At 73.1% G+C, this 13,834-nt stretch carries 13 protein-coding genes, 1 pseudogene and 1 riboswitch; of the genes and pseudogenes, 9 read left to right on the top strand and 5 right to left on the bottom strand.

The features are described from left to right. Positions 1–98 precede the first annotated feature (98 nt). From AN216_RS16505 to thiO, 3 genes are all read right to left on the bottom strand, one after another. Positions 99–998 carry a thiazole synthase gene (locus AN216_RS16505; RefSeq protein WP_079166666.1) on the bottom strand — a complete coding sequence of 300 codons (900 nt, stop codon included), beginning with the start codon at positions 996–998 and terminating at the stop codon, positions 99–101. Positions 999–1,002: 4 nt separating this feature from the next. Further along, on the bottom strand, positions 1,003–1,239 hold the full coding sequence (thiS, locus tag AN216_RS16500) for a sulfur carrier protein ThiS (protein ID WP_420855752.1): 237 nt from the start codon (positions 1,237–1,239) through the stop codon (positions 1,003–1,005). Next, positions 1,236–2,552 carry a glycine oxidase ThiO gene (gene thiO, locus AN216_RS16495; RefSeq protein ID WP_079166665.1) on the bottom strand — a complete coding sequence of 439 codons (1,317 nt, stop codon included), beginning with the start codon at positions 2,550–2,552 and terminating at the stop codon, positions 1,236–1,238. Before thiO ends, thiS begins: the two co-directional genes overlap by 4 nt. After that, a riboswitch (TPP riboswitch) is annotated at positions 2,548–2,659 on the bottom strand. It overlaps the preceding gene by 5 nt. A 203-nt stretch (positions 2,660–2,862) precedes the next feature. Between thiO and AN216_RS16490 the strand changes: the two genes are divergently transcribed. From AN216_RS16490 to AN216_RS31325, 6 genes and pseudogenes are all read left to right on the top strand, one after another. After that, positions 2,863–3,474 carry a dihydrofolate reductase family protein gene (locus tag AN216_RS16490; protein ID WP_070197456.1) on the top strand — a complete coding sequence of 204 codons (612 nt, stop codon included), beginning with the start codon at positions 2,863–2,865 and terminating at the stop codon, positions 3,472–3,474. 198 nt (positions 3,475–3,672) lie between these two features. Next, positions 3,673–4,899, top strand: coding sequence for an NAD(P)/FAD-dependent oxidoreductase (locus AN216_RS16485; RefSeq protein WP_244502507.1), 1,227 nt, complete (start codon positions 3,673–3,675; stop codon positions 4,897–4,899). A gap of 47 nt (positions 4,900–4,946) precedes the next feature. Continuing rightward, positions 4,947–5,312, top strand: a complete 366-nt coding sequence (locus AN216_RS16480) for an Rv2175c family DNA-binding protein (RefSeq protein WP_070197454.1) — start codon at positions 4,947–4,949, stop codon at positions 5,310–5,312. A gap of 125 nt (positions 5,313–5,437) precedes the next feature. After that, complete coding sequence (thiE, locus tag AN216_RS16475; RefSeq protein ID WP_070197453.1) at positions 5,438–6,109, top strand: thiamine phosphate synthase; 672 nt, start codon at positions 5,438–5,440, stop codon at positions 6,107–6,109. A gap of 97 nt (positions 6,110–6,206) precedes the next feature. Further along, positions 6,207–7,130 (top strand): methylenetetrahydrofolate reductase [NAD(P)H], encoded by a 924-nt coding sequence (metF, locus tag AN216_RS16470; RefSeq protein WP_070197452.1) that lies wholly within the window; start codon positions 6,207–6,209, stop codon positions 7,128–7,130. Positions 7,131–7,160: 30 nt separating this feature from the next. Further along, positions 7,161–7,541, top strand: a pseudogene (locus AN216_RS31325) (hypothetical protein); the annotation flags it as partial. Between the two features lie 1,158 nt (positions 7,542–8,699). Here the strand turns inward: AN216_RS31325 and AN216_RS16460 are convergent. Together AN216_RS16460 and AN216_RS16455 are read right to left on the bottom strand one after the other, a co-directional pair. Further along, positions 8,700–10,187 (bottom strand): phytoene desaturase family protein, encoded by a 1,488-nt coding sequence (locus AN216_RS16460; protein WP_070197451.1) that lies wholly within the window; start codon positions 10,185–10,187, stop codon positions 8,700–8,702. A gap of 360 nt (positions 10,188–10,547) precedes the next feature. Next, a complete protein-coding gene (locus AN216_RS16455) occupies positions 10,548–11,168 on the bottom strand; it encodes a TetR/AcrR family transcriptional regulator (RefSeq protein WP_070197450.1) in 621 nt (206 codons plus the stop codon). 71 nt (positions 11,169–11,239) lie between these two features. Here AN216_RS16455 and AN216_RS16450 point away from each other — a divergent pair, with 71 nt between their 5' ends. The 3 genes from AN216_RS16450 to AN216_RS16440 all read left to right on the top strand — a co-directional run bounded on the left by AN216_RS16450 (position 11,240) and on the right by AN216_RS16440 (position 13,556). Then, positions 11,240–11,800 carry an SAV_6107 family HEPN domain-containing protein gene (locus AN216_RS16450; protein ID WP_070197449.1) on the top strand — a complete coding sequence of 187 codons (561 nt, stop codon included), beginning with the start codon at positions 11,240–11,242 and terminating at the stop codon, positions 11,798–11,800. 273 nt (positions 11,801–12,073) lie between these two features. Next, positions 12,074–12,823, top strand: coding sequence for a methyltransferase (locus tag AN216_RS16445; protein ID WP_070197448.1), 750 nt, complete (start codon positions 12,074–12,076; stop codon positions 12,821–12,823). 319 nt (positions 12,824–13,142) lie between these two features. After that, positions 13,143–13,556, top strand: a complete 414-nt coding sequence (locus AN216_RS16440) for a DUF3040 domain-containing protein (protein WP_070197447.1) — start codon at positions 13,143–13,145, stop codon at positions 13,554–13,556. The last annotated feature ends 278 nt before the right edge of the window (positions 13,557–13,834 follow it).

The following is a 13,834-nucleotide window of genomic DNA, read 5'->3' as shown; positions in this document are numbered from 1 at the left end:
AGCCGAGCCGCAGCCGGACCGTGACAGGCCCGGACACTGGTCCGGAGCCCGGCGCGTGACAGGGGCGCGCGCGACACGGCAGGCGACGCGCGGCCCGCTCACTCGACCGCCGGCCGCTCCGGGTCCCCCCACTCGGCGGTACCCTCCGCCGGACTGGAGGCTCGCGCGAAGTGCCGGCGGGGGATGCGGCCGGCACGGTAGGCCAACCGTCCCGCCGTCACCGCGTGCCGCATGCCCGCGGCCATCAGCTCCGGGCGCTGCGCCCGGGTGACCGCGGAGGCCAGCAACACCGCCGCGCACCCCAGCTCCATGGCCAGCGCCGCGTCGGAGGCCGTGCCGGCTCCGGCGTCCAGGATCACCGGGACCCGCGCCCGCTCGGCGATCAGCTCGAAGTTGTGCGGGTTGCGGATGCCCAGCCCGGAGCCGATGGGAGAGCCCAGCGGCATCACCGCCGCACAGCCCACGTCCTCCAGCTTCCGCGCGAGCACCGGGTCGTCGTTCGTGTAGGGCAGGACGGTGAAGCCCTCGTCGACCAGCGTCTGAGCGGCGTCCAGCAGCTCCACCGGATCGGGCAACAGCGTCCGCTCGTCCGCGATGACCTCGAGTTTCACCCAGTCCGTGCCCAGCGCCTCGCGGGCCAGCCGCGCGGTGAGCACCGCCTCGCCCGCCGTGTAGCAGCCGGCGGTGTTGGGCAGCACCCGGATGCCGTGGGCCCGCAGCACGGAGAGCACCGAGCCCGGGGTCTCCGGAGCCAGCCGGCGCATCGCGACGGTCGTCATCTCGGTGCCGGAGGCGAGCAGTGCCCGCTCCAGCACATCGAGGCTGGGCGCCCCGCCGGTGCCCATGATCAACCGGGAGGTCAGCTCGGTGCCGCCGATGACCAGCGGGTCGGACGCCGGGGCGCTGGCCGGGCCCGTACGGCCGGTGACGGCACCGATCGTGGTGTCTGGGGTGTCGGGGACGAGGTCGGTGACGGAGCTGTACGAGCTGCCGGACATGGCTTCAGCCTCCCTGTACGGCGGTGAGGATCTCGACCCGGTCTCCCGTGGCCAGCGGCGTACGCGTCCACTGCGGACGCGGCACCACCGTGTCGTTGACCGCGGCGGCCACCCCCGAGGGAGCGGAGGTCAGGCGGGTGACCAGCTGGTCCAGCGTGCAGTCGGGAGACACCTCGTGGGTCGCGCCGTTGACGGTGATACGGGCCGTCGCCGCCGGTTCGTCGAGTCGGGGAGAGGTCACGGTTGCTCCTCCTCACGGGATGGTCGGGTCGCGGGGGCGGGCGGACGCGGCCGCGTGCCGTACGCCTCCGGAGCTGGCGGTCGCGCGTACGGGCTGGAGTCGTGCCGTTCCGGCGGGGCCGCTTCCGCGTCGGTCGGGCCCTGTCCGGACCGGTCCGCGGCGAACCGGTCCGGGGCGAAGGCCGCGGCCCGCTCCGGCAGCAGCCCGGTGGTCAGCGTCTCGGCCAGCAGCTCCCCGGTGACCGGGGTGAGCAGCACCCCGTTCCGATGGTGCCCGGTGGCGAGCAGCAGTCCGGGCAGGGCGCTGGGGCCGAGCAGCGGCGCGTTGTCCGGCGAGGCGGGGCGCAACCCGGCGCCGGTCTCGGCCAGGGGCAGCTCGGTGACTCCCGGGACGAGTTCGTGCGCGTCCCGCAGCAGTTCGTACACGCCGCCGGCCGTGACCGTCGTGTCCCAGCCCAGCTCCTCGCTGGTCGCGCCGACGACCAACTCGCCGTCGGCACGTGGCACCAGGTAGACGGCGGAGCCCCGGACCACGGCGCGCACACTGCGCCGCAGGAAGGGCACACGCGCCCCCGTCGGCATCCGCAGCCGGAGCACCTGGCCCTTCACCGGCCGGACGGGCGGCAGCGCCCCCGCCGGCACGCCGGCCAGCGAGCCGCTGTACGAGCCGGTGGCGAGCACCGTCTGGCCGGCCTGGACCTCCTGGGCATCGGCGAGTACCGCGCCGGTGGCCCGTCCGCCGGCGACGGTGAGTCGCCGCGCCGACGCACGCCGCAGGTCGACACCCGCCCGCTCGCAGGCGGTGACGAGGGCGGCGCCCAGCCGTCTGGGGTCGACCTGGTGATCACCGTCCACCCGCAGTCCGCCGCGTACGGAGGGGGCCAGCATCGGCTCCACGCGTCGGCACTCCCGACCGGACAACCACTCGGACGCCAGCCCGCAGCGGCGCTGCAGGGCGTGCACCTCACGCAGCTGGGCGGCGTCGTCGGCGTCCAGCGCGGCGGCGAGCGTGCCGCAGGTGCGGTAGCCGACCCGCGTGCCGGTCGTCTCCTCCAACTCCGCCACGAACCGTGGATAAGCATCCGCCGCGGCGGCGTTCAGCGCGAGCAACGCCTCCTCGCCGTAGTGCAGTTCGGTGACCGGGGCGAGCATGCCGGCCGCCACCCGGGCCGCCCCGCCGCCGGGGGACGGGTCGGCCACCGTGACGCGGAGCCCGCGCTGGGTGGCCCGCCAGGCGGTGACCAGGCCGATGAGACCGCCGCCCAGGACGAGCACGTCCGGGTGCCCTCCGGAGGGCTGGGTGCCGCTTGCCATCAGGGCTGCTCCTCCCTTCGCCGGTATGAGCCGGATCAGGTTCGTACGGTCGGAGGCCGCCAGCCTCCCTCTCAGCCCGATGCGTCCGGGCTCCCGCGCAGTGCGTTGCCGAGGGCAAGCTTAGTTGATCCGTTCCGTGTGGTCAGCGGGCGTCGGTGCTCGTACGGACTCCCGCCCGGGACAGATCCGGTTCGGGGTGAGCGGGCGCCCGGGTATTCCGTCGGATGACCGATGAGTTTTCCCGCGCCGCCGGGTCTGGATGAAGGGACGGGCCTCGGCCCACGCAGAGTGAGAGAAGGAGCGCCGCGCGATGAGGTTGGTACTACAGCAGTTCCTGTCGCTCGACGGAGTCTCCCAAGGGCCCGGGGCCCCTGACGAGGACACCAGCGAGGGATTCACCCGAGGAGGCTGGTTCGTGCCGCACCTCGACGAGGAGTTCGACCGGGTGGCCGCCGGGTGGCTCGGTGCCGCCGAGGCGTTCCTGTTCGGTCGCCGTACGTACGAGAACTTCGCCCGGGACTGGCCGGAGATGACCGACCACCCGAACGCTCCCCTGCTGAACGGCCTGCCGAAGTACGTCGCCTCCCAGCGGCTGACCGGGCCCGAGTGGCGTCCCTCAACCGTCCTGGCCGGTGATGTCCCCGCCCAGGTCGCCGAGTTGAAGCGGCGGCCCGGCCGTGAGCTACAGATCCACGGCAGCGCCCGACTCGCCCAGTCCCTGCTGGCGGCCGGCCTGATCGACGAGCTGCGTCTCGCGATCGCTCCGGTCGTCGTCGGCAGTGGACGACGCCTGTTCCCGGACGGCGGCACCCCGGCGGGCCTGCGCCTGCTGCACAGCGAGACCACGCCGAGCGGAATCGCCGTGCACGCCTACGAGTCGACCGACCTCCCGACCCCGGGGACGTACTGCGTCGGCGGGTAGGCACGCTGACCGGCGCCCGCGGTCCGCCCCGCGCTCCCGTCGGGTGCCGGAGCCCGCCGGACGCATTCGCGCGACCCTCGTACGAGGTGCGGGTTCCGCGCCCGGTCACCTGCCCTACGGGCAGCGGCTCGCCGGGCATAGAGTGCCAGGGTGAACGACAGTCAGCTGGAAGCGCGGGTGGTCATCGCCGGAGCCGGAATGGCCGGGGTACAGACCGCCGTACAACTACGTGAGCGGGGCTGGACCGGACGCGTCACGCTGATCGGCGCGGAGCCGCACCGGCCCTACGACCGGCCGCCGTTGTCCAAGGCTGTGCTGCTCGGCACCGCCGAGCACTCGGCGTTCGACCTCGACTTCGACGCGCTCGGCGTCGAGTTGCTGCTCGGCCGGGAGGTGACCGGGCTGCGGCCGGCCGAGCACGTCCTGGACACCGTGGCCGGGCCGGAACCGTACGGCCGTCTCGTGCTCGCCACCGGAGCCGAACCCCTCGTGCTGCCGGACAGCGCGCAGGTGACGGGCGTGCACCTGCTGCGTACCTTCGACGATGTCGCGCGGTTGCGGCCGGTGTTGGCGGAGCGCCGCTCGGTGGTGGTGGTCGGCGCCGGCTGGATCGGTGCCGAGTTCACCACCGCGGCGCGGGCGGCCGGTTGCGCGGTGACGGTGGTGGAGGCCGCCGAACAGCCACTGCCCGGTGCGCTGCCGTCGGAGATCACCGCGCCGATGCGCGGGTGGTACGAGCGCAGCGGTGCCCGGTTGCGTACGGGCGTGGCGGTGGCCGCGCTGGAGCCCGGAGCGGTGATCCTCGCGGACGGCGAACGGCTGCCGGCGGACGCGGTGGTGGTCGGCATCGGGGCGCGGCCGGCCACCGACTGGCTGGCCGGGTCCGGTGTGGAGCTGTGCGCGGACGGTTCCGTACGGGCGGACGCGGGACTGCGTACGACGGTCCCGGACGTCTACGCGGTGGGGGACTGCGCCTCTTTCCCCTCGGCCCGGTACGCCAGCAGGCTGTTGGTGCACCACTGGGACAACGCGCTGAGCGGTGCGGAGGTGGTCGCCGCGAACATCCTGGCGGACGCCGCGACGGACGCCGCCGCCGAACCCGGCGCGACGGGGGCCGGTGCGGAACCCGCCGCCACGGGCGCGGTGTTCGACCCAGTGCCGTACTTCTGGTCGGACCAGTTCGGGCGTTTCGTGCAGTACCTCGGGCGCTACGCCGAGGGCGACGAGCTGGTCCACCGCGGCGACCCGCTGGACCCGGCATGGACGGTGTGCTGGCTCCGGGACGGGAAGCTCACGGCGCTGCTCAGCGTCGACCGGCCGCGCGATCTGGCACAGGCCCGCAAGCTGCTGCCCAGGGGCGTTCCGATGGACTCGGAGCTGCTCGCCGACCCGGAGGTCCCGGTCAAGAAAGCCGTGCGGGATTGACCCCGCCCTGGTAGTGGCTGTCGGCGCGGGATGGCAGGCTGGACACCGTGACCGAGATTGACGCGAAAACCGATGCTCTCGTCCCCGCCTGGCTCACCTTTCCCGACGTCGCGGAGAAGCTCGACCTCGAGGTGACCCGTATCCGACAGCTGGTCAAGGAGGGCCAGCTGATCGCGGTGCGTCGGGGCGAGCGGCGTACCCTCCAGGTCCCCGCGGACTTCATCGGCGCCGGACGGATCGTGAAGGGTCTGCCCGGCACCATCACCCTGCTCAAGGACGACGGTTTCACCGACGAGGAGATGCTGGAATGGCTGTTCACCCCCGATGACACGCTGCCCGGCACTCCAGCACAGGCCCTGCGGGAGAACCGCGGCACGGAAGTGAAACGGCGCGCCCAGGCGCTCGCTGTCTGACGCCGGACCGCACGCCCGCCGGCCCGGCCACGGACGCCGCGTCCGTGGCCGGGCCGAGGTTCCCCACCCGTCCACCGACGCGTGGGCGGCCGACCGGCTGCCCACGCCCCTCCAGCGGGAGCGGCATGTCCCCTACGACCCGAGAACGGCTGGCCGACGCCCGGCTCTACCTCTGCACGGACCGGCGGGCGGCCCAGGGCGACCTGCCCGAGTTCCTGGACGAGGTGCTGCGCGGCGGCGTGGACATCGTCCAGCTGCGGGACAAGGAGCTGGAGGCGGACGAGGAGCTGGCGCAACTGGCGGTGTGCGCCGAGGTCTGCCGGCGGCACGGCGCGCTGCTGGCGGTCAACGACCGCGCCGACATCGCGCACGCCATCGGCGGTGACGTGCTGCACCTGGGCCAGGGCGACCTGCCGGTGCCGGCCGCCCGCGCCGTCCTCGGCCCGGAGCCGGAGGACGTACTGATCGGCCGGTCCACGCACAGCGAGGCCGAGGTGGACGCGGCGATGTCCCAGCCCGGCGTGGACTACTTCTGCACCGGCCCCTGCTGGCCCACCCCCACCAAGCCGGGCCGGCCCGCGCCCGGACTGGCGCTCGTGCGCTACGCCGCCTCGCTGGTGCCGGTCCGGCCATGGTTCGCCATCGGCGGAATCGACTCCACGAACCTCGCGGAAGTGCTGGACGCGGGCGCGCGACGGATCGTGGTCGTCCGGGCGCTGACAGCCGCCGCGGACCCGGGTGCCGCCGCCGCGGACCTGGCCAGGCGGCTGCGTGAACGGCCCCTGCACGGCCGCTGAGAAACCGGCCGTGCGGGCGCCGCGGGAAAGCGGATGGATGGCGCATAGCGCCCGGAACGCCGGTCGGTGGTCTTGCGTGGCCCGTTAGCCTGCACTTATGGCTCTTGGTATCCAATCCACTAGGACCGACCGACCGCCGACCGTGCGCGAACTGCTCGCCTCAGGGGAAGAGTCCTTCTCCTTCGAGTTCTTCGCGCCGAAGACCGCGAAGGGCGAGCGCACGCTCTGGGACGCGCTGCGCCGTATCGAGGCGGTGTCGCCGACCTTCGTCTCGGTCACCTACGGCGCTGGCGGTTCGTCTCGTGAGGGCACGGTGACGAACACCGAGCGGATCGCCACCGAGACCACCCTCACACCTGTCGCCCATCTCACCGCGGTCAACCACTCCCGTACCGAACTGCGGAACGTCATCGGCCAGTACGCCGACGCGGGAATTCGTAACGTCCTCGCGATCCGGGGCGATCCGCCCGGTGACCCCATGGGCGAGTGGGTGCTGCATCCGGACGGCATCGAGTACGCGCACGAACTGGTCGAAATGATCAAGGAGTCCGGGGACTTCTGCGTCGGCGTGGCCGCCTTCCCCGAGATGCACCCGCGCTCCACGGACTGGGACACGGACGTGCGGCACTTCGTCAACAAGTGCCGTGCCGGCGCGGACTACGCGATCACGCAGATGTTCTTCAACGTCGACGACTATCTGCGGCTGCGAGACCGGGTCGACGCGGCGGGTTGTCGCACGCCGATCATCCCGGAGATCATGCCGGTGACCAACGCCAACCAGATCGAGCGGTTCGCGCAGTTGAGCGGTGCGACCTTCCCGCCGGAGCTGCGGGACCGCATCACGGCGGTCCAGGATGATCCGGCGGCGGTACGCTCGGTGGGCATCGAGTACGCGACAGAGATGTGTGCGAAGCTGCTCAACGAAGGCATCCCCGGGTTGCACTTCATCACGCTCAACCACTCCACGGCGACACTGGAAATCTACGAGAATCTGGGTCTGCACAGGCGGTCCCGGGACTGAGCACTGCGGGAAGACGGAAGAGGAGCGGACATGGGCTGGACGGTCCTCTACATAGCGTTCGGTGTCGTCGCGCTGTGGTTGCTCGGCGAGGTGCTGCTGCAGTACAAGGCGCGGTTGCGCTGGCGGCTGCTGGCTTTCGCGGGCTTCGCGACGGTCGTGGTCGGCGTGGCGTTGCTGTCGTCGATCCCGGTGATCGCACTGGGCGCTATGGCGTTCGCGGTCGGCCAGACCTTCGTCACCCTCTCCTACCGCAGGGGCTTCTCGACCGGCTGGGCGCTCGGCGGCAAGCCGGGCTCCAGCCGGCGTCGCCGGGACGGCATGGCACCGATGGAGCCGCTGGACGCGGACCCGGCGCTGGAGGTATCCGGGCTGGAGGCGCACGATCCGGCGTCGTCCACCGGGCCTCCGCCCGCGGGTCCGCCGACGGTCGGCTTCTCGGCCATCGGATCGACGGAGAACTCGGGCGACCACGCTGCCGTACCGCCGGACCCGTCAGGTCAGCCCGGCTATCCGCCGGACCTCGCTGGTCCGCCCGGCTATCCGCCGGGCTCCGAGGATGCGCAACTCGATCCCGCCGGGGCGGTACCCGGGTTCCTGGGGTATCCGGGCAACGACGAACAGCACCAGTTCGCCGGGTACCCCGACCCGTACCACGCCCCCGCGGCCGACCCGGCGGCCACCGCCTCCTTCGAGGCGTACGCCGCCACCGGCGCCGACGGCACGGGTGGCGGCGACTTCTGGCAGCCGGGATCGTACCCTCCGAGCCCCTACGGGCAGGGCCCGTACGAACCCGGGGGAGGCGATTACCCGCAGCCGGAATTCCCTGCCGGGCCGCCTCCCTTCGCGCCGCCCGGACAGCCCTCCGACGGTTACGGCACGGTCTTCGCGGCGGACGGTCAGCCCTTCCCGCACCCGGCGGACCACGACCCGTACGCCGCGAACGCCTACGCATCCGGCTACCCGGAGAGTTCGTACACCCAGACCCCACCCGGCGGCGTCTGGGTGCCGCAACAGCGGGACACCGACACCGCCGGCGGTGCCGTCCCCTTCCAGCCACCCACCCCGGAGGGATACCCCGGATACGGGCAACAGGGCTACCCTGAGCCCGGATACGCTCCGGGTGACTCGGCCGGCGGCCATGTCATGGACGATCACCAGGGGTACCCCGGATACGGCGGCTACGGCGGCTACCAGCCAGTCACCGGCGAGTACGACGCCGCCGGTTACCCGGTGCCCACCGGACAGGGCGGCTACGACGGCTACGGCCCGGGCTTCGACCCCGCACCGAACGGCTATCCGTACGACGAGCAGCGCGGCTGGTGAGCTGCTGACCCGGTTACCCAGCGCCCTCGCGATCTGATCCGGACACGAGCCCCCGGGTGACAGCGCGCGCCAGCCGCCTGCCAGGCGGCGCGGGTGGGAGCCACCCGAGGGACGCGCTGACCGGAGGCGCTGAAGGACGGACGGGCCGACCGGCGCACGCCGCCGGCCCGAACCGGGGTGTGTCTGCCGCCGCGCCGCTGGCCGGCTTCCCCCAGCGTGGCTGGTGCGTCGGTCGCCGCTGTTCCGCTAGGAGGACCCGCGCCAGTCGTCCCCCGCCACGATCAGGCCGGCCACCAGCGCCCCCGACATGCCCGCGTGGGCCAGTCCGCCACCGGGATGTGCCCAACCGCCCGCGAGGTACAGCCCGTCCAGTGGCGTACGGTTCGCCGGCCGCAGGAACGCCCCGTCTCCGCCCGCCAGAGCCGGCGCGGGCACCAGGCCGCCGGGCGTGCCGGTCTCGGCGGCGTTGTCCGCGGGCGTCCGTACGACCCGCCACAACTCCCGTTCACGCAGACCCAGGCCGGCGTCGTCGACGACGGCCAGCAGCTCCTCGGCGAGCGTCTCGGGGGCCACCACCGGCTCGCGTACCGGCACGGACAGGACGACTGACTCGTGCGCGTCGTCCGGGCGCAGTAGTGGATCGTCGGGGCGCAGCACGGTGACCGTGTGCCGGGCGTCGTGTACGACGGTGCGGTGCGGGGTGTCGTACGGACGCGCGCCACGCAGGGCCAGCAGCACGGTGAACCGAGCACTCGCGCTCCGTCCCGCTCGCGCCGCCGGGTGGGCCTCGGCCAGCGCGTCGCCGAACCGGTTAGGGCCATCGACGCCGGACGCCTGGTCGGCCCCGAGCTCCGGCCCGCCACCGGCGCGAACCACCAGGTCGGCGGGGACGGTACGGCCGTCGGTCAGCTCCAGCCCGGCCGCGCGGCCGTCCCGGTCCCGCACGCGCGCGACCCCGGTGCCGAAGCGGAAGTCGACGCCGCGTGTCGTACACCGCTCGTACACCGCCTGTGCCAGCGCCCGCATCCCGCCGGCGACGTACCAGCAGCCGAAGGTCTGCTCCAGGTACGCCAGCACGGCGGCGCTGGCGGGCGTGCGCTCGGGAAGCAGACCGTGCGCGAGCGCGTGGCTCCCGAGGAGGGCGACCAGTCGCGGATCGCGCAACTCGTCCGCGGCCACCTCCGCGAGGGTCGGCGGCCGGCGGCGCAGCAGCCCGCGGCGGCGCATGGCGGGATACGGGTCGCGCCGCGGCTCCTGCCCCGCCCCCGCGCCGCCGGTGGCCGCCGGTGCCGAGCTGAGCGGTTCCTCCAGCAGCGGTCGTCGGGTCGCCTCCCAGGTGGTACGGGCCCGGTCCAGCAGCTCGCTCCAGCGCGCGCCGGTACCGGCGCCCAGGGCGGCGTCCAGCGCGCCGCGTACGCCACCGTGCGAGGCGGGCAGTGTCACGATGGTCCCGTCGGCGAAGTGGTGCCGCGCGACCGGTTCGAGCCGGGTGAGCCGGAGGCGGTCCTCCAGGGACTCCCGGCCGGTCTTCACGAAGAGGTCGCGGTAGACGGCGGGCAGCACCAGCAGCCCGGGCCCGGTGTCGAAGCCGAACCCCGCCCGCTCGTACCGCCGCACGCCGCCGCCGAAGGTGTCCGCGCGCTCGTACACCACCACCCGATGCCCCGCCACGGACAGCCGCGCCGCCGCGGCCATGCCGCCCATGCCCGCCCCGATCACCGCGATGTCTGCCACGGTCGGTGACTCTAGCCAAGAGCGGACGAGCGGTCGGGAGCGCGTCCGCACAGGGGCGGCGGGGCGGCGCCGCGGCCGGCTGGTCAGGCTGACTGGTTGGCTGGCTGAGTACTGATACTCAGTCGGCCGGATGAGTATCAGGACGGATACCGGGCGGTGGTCGGCGGCGGCAGAGTGGTGCACCGCGGACGGGCGCCGCGTCGTACCGCCGGCACGGGGCGGCGGAGTGGCACGGCGCCCCGTCCCCGTACGTCACCGGTGCGTCCCGGACACCCGCGCGGCGTCCGGGACCGGGGGAACGGGGAGAACGGGGGAACGGGGGAGAAAACCGGGGGTACGGGGGACGGTCGGCGGGCACGCTTACCGCGCGTGCCCGCCGACGCTGCCGCGCAGGAGTCGGACGAGCGCCGAGTGGACGTCCCGCAGTGGGCGTTCGGGCTGGAAGGCGCGCCAGTCCAGCGCGGTCACCAACAGGGTGCCCAGCAGGTTCGCGGCGGCCAACGGGACGTCCACTTCCTGGTCCACCTCGCCCTCGGCGAGGCCGTCCCGCAGGACGGCCTCGAACACCGCGAGCAGTTCCCGGCGTACGTCGTGCAGCGTGGCCTGCCAGGGCCGGTTCGTACGCCACTGCTCGGCGACGTACAACTGGACGACGGCCGGGGAACGGTCGGCGAACAACAGCCCGGCGCGGAGCATGCGCTCCAGCGCGGCAACCCGACCCGCGCCGGCGACCGTGGCTCCCTCGGCGGCCTGCCGCAGCTCGGCGGCGAGTTGCTCGACTCCGTAGCGCAGCAACTCCTCGAAGAGCTCCGTCTTGTCCGTGAAGTTGTAGTAGACGGTGCCCTTGGCGACGCCCGCGCGGGCGGCGATCTCCTCCACGGTAGTGGAGGAGAAGCCCTGCTCGGCGATGAGCGTGCCCGCCGCAGCGTAGAGCCGAAGCCGGGTCGGGGTGCGGCGCGGAGTCCTGCTGCTCGTGTCCATTCGGTTGATTCTCACAGAGTGCGCGTGCTGTTTGGGCAGCTCAGAGCCGATTGTCAGTGGCATGCGCCACGATGTGCGCATACGGCCGAATTCACCGGTCGGTAGCCGACCGCAGGAGGTTCGCCATGCAGGCTCTCCCGCACGACGTCCATCCCGTACTCCGCCGTGCCACCGCGCCGCCCGCCGCCCTGGACCTGCTCGCACAAGCGCAACACGGCCTGGATGAGGCGGTGTTGATGCAGACGGCAAACGAGCGGTACGCCTCGGCGCACCTCGCCGCACTGCGTACGGCCGCCGCGGTGCTGGCCGTGCGCGGCCGGCCAGACACCACCGCACGCAGACGCTCGCGCATACGCAGTGCCTGGGAGGTGCTGCCCGAGGTCGCACCGGAACTGGCCGAGTGGAGCGCGCTGTTCGCCTCCGGGGCACGGCGACGGGCGCGGGCCGAGGCGGGTATCGAGGGAGCGGCGAACTGGCCGGACGCGGACGACCTGGTGCGTGCCACCGGAGTCTTCCTCCGGCTGGTGGAGCGGATGCTGGTCAGTCAGCCCGCGCTGCCTCGGCCACGGGTCGAGCCGGTGGATGATCCGGTGGGACACGGCGGTGACGGAGGCCGGCCGCGGGCCGGCTGAGCCGGGATGCCCGGGCGGGCCGGGGATGTCCGGTGATCCGGTTGACCGGGCGATCCGATGACCGGGCCGGACGGCGTGGGTGCTGACGGCGTGCGGGCGACGCCCTTCGCGCACCCTCCTCTAGGGTGTGGTGCCAGGTGACTCCTCAGCGCGGTCGACGGCCTCGCGCCGCGATGGCGGGGAAGCCCGACGGGCACCCGCAAGCCCGTGCAGCACCGACCGTGACATCCCAAGCCCAGCACCGGACCAGCCCAGTCGCCGAGGAGTTCCGCCATGTCCCGTCCCAGCGCTTCCGTCCGTACCGCCGTGGTCTGGGAGGCGCTGCGCGACGCGCTCGAGGCCCGTGCCCGGGACACCGGTCGTACGGCCCTGGAGGTCCTGGACACGGGTGGCGGCACGGGCAACTTCGCGGTGCCGGTGGCCCAGCTGGGACACCGGGTCACGGTCGTCGACCCAAGCCCGAACGCCCTCTTCGCCCTGGAGCGGCGTGCGGCCGAGGCAGGCGTCGCCGAGCTGGTGCGAGGAGTCCAGGGAGACGCGCACGGCCTGCTGGAGGTGACCGAGCCCGGCGGTTCCGATGTGGTGCTGTGCCACGGGGTGTTGGAGTACGTCGACGATCCCGTGGCGGCGCTGCGTAACGTGGTGGCGGCGCTGCGCCCGGACGGCGCGACCCTGTCGGTGCTGGCCGCTGGACTGGGCGGCGCGGTGCTCGCCCGTGCGCTGGCCGGTCACCTCACCGAAGCGCGGCAGACCCTGCTCGCCGCCGACGGGGGACCGGGCGAGAGTGAGTCGACTCCCCGGCGCTTCACCCCGGAGCGGCTCACCGAGTTGATCACGGAGACCGGCTTGGAGGTCGTCTCGACGCACGGCGTGCGGATCTTCGGTGATCTCGTGCCCGGAGCGCCCGCGGAGGCGGAAGCGGACGCCAGGGAGGCGCTGGCCCGGTTGGAGGCGACGGCGGCCGAGCGTCCCGCGTTCCACGCCATGGCGGCACAGCTGCACGTGCTGGCCAGGGCGCACTGATCCCGCCCGGCCGACTCGGTCCGACAGCCGGACGTTTGTCCCCGGGGCGCCGTACTATCGGATACGCCGGGCCAGCATGGCGGGAAGGCAGGACGGGAAAATGCCAGGGAGTGTGTGAGCGGGAGTGCTTCCGCCCATGAGGCGGAGCGGACAGGACCTCTCCCACACGACCCAGTACGCATCAAGCCCGTCACCTCCTCGGTAAGCTGGTGCAAGTGGGAGGAATTGGCGTAGAGGGCGGGTTTCACGGGGGCGATTCCCTGCTTATCCTTGAAGGGTCGCACCCGGTCGCCCCCGCGACCGACGAGTAGGAGGAGCCGTGCCGCTCTCTGAGAACGAGCAACGCATGCTCGAGCAGATGGAGCGAGCGCTGTACGCCGAAGATCCCAAATTCGCGACAGCGCTCGAGGGAAGCGAGCTGCGGACACACACCCGTAAGCGTGCCTACCAGGCGGTGGCCGGCTTTCTGGTGGGTATCGCCCTCCTTATGGCCGGGATGGTCGCGCAGCAGATCTGGATCAGTGTCGTCGGCTTCCTCGTCATGCTCGGCTGTGCCGTGCTTGCCGTGACCAGCTGGCGCAAGAGCCCCAAGGCAGGCGAGGAGCAGGCCGGCTCCGGTGCGGCGGCAGGCGGCCGCGCCTCGGGCGGGGCAGCTCAGCAGCGTCGACCACGCCGGTCGATGATGAACCGTATCGAGGAGCGCTGGCAGCGACGACGCGACGAGCGCGGCTGACACAGCCGGGGCGGGGATCGTTCCGGCTGTGTCAGCCGCGGACGTCCGGACGATCGTCCCGGCGACGAACGGCGCGCGCTCCACATCCTCCGTGTCGGGCGGGCCCGTCCCAGGTCGGGACGGGCCCGCCGGCGTGTTCTCCCGGCGGCCGCACGGGGCTGACGAGCACCGCGCTGTCCGAGGCAGGCGCGAACCGAGCGCACCCGGAGAACGGAAACGGATCGGGTGCTCGCGCGCGACCGCCCGACCAGTGGGACGACCAGCCTGTTACCACACGA

The organism is Streptomyces oceani, assembly GCF_001751245.1.
Lineage (GTDB): Bacteria > Actinomycetota > Actinomycetes > Streptomycetales > Streptomycetaceae > Streptomyces > Streptomyces oceani.
This window is presented reverse-complemented; position numbering and strand designations above follow the sequence as displayed.

Coding starts and splice junctions, on each gene's coding strand:
- AN216_RS16450 (WP_070197449.1), top strand. CDS start 11,240: ATGTGCGCATACGGCCGAATTCACCGGTCGGTAGCCGACCGCAGGAGG.
- AN216_RS16455 (WP_070197450.1), bottom strand. CDS start 11,168: ATGGACACGAGCAGCAGGACTCCGCGCCGCACCCCGACCCGGCTTCGG.
- AN216_RS16445 (WP_070197448.1), top strand. CDS start 12,074: ATGTCCCGTCCCAGCGCTTCCGTCCGTACCGCCGTGGTCTGGGAGGCG.
- AN216_RS16490 (WP_070197456.1), top strand. CDS start 2,863: ATGAGGTTGGTACTACAGCAGTTCCTGTCGCTCGACGGAGTCTCCCAA.
- AN216_RS16505 (WP_079166666.1), bottom strand. CDS start 998: ATGTCCGGCAGCTCGTACAGCTCCGTCACCGACCTCGTCCCCGACACC.
- AN216_RS16485 (WP_244502507.1), top strand. CDS start 3,673: ATGGCCGGGGTACAGACCGCCGTACAACTACGTGAGCGGGGCTGGACC.
- thiE (WP_070197453.1), top strand. CDS start 5,438: ATGTCCCCTACGACCCGAGAACGGCTGGCCGACGCCCGGCTCTACCTC.
- thiO (WP_079166665.1), bottom strand. CDS start 2,552: ATGGCAAGCGGCACCCAGCCCTCCGGAGGGCACCCGGACGTGCTCGTC.
- metF (WP_070197452.1), top strand. CDS start 6,207: ATGGCTCTTGGTATCCAATCCACTAGGACCGACCGACCGCCGACCGTG.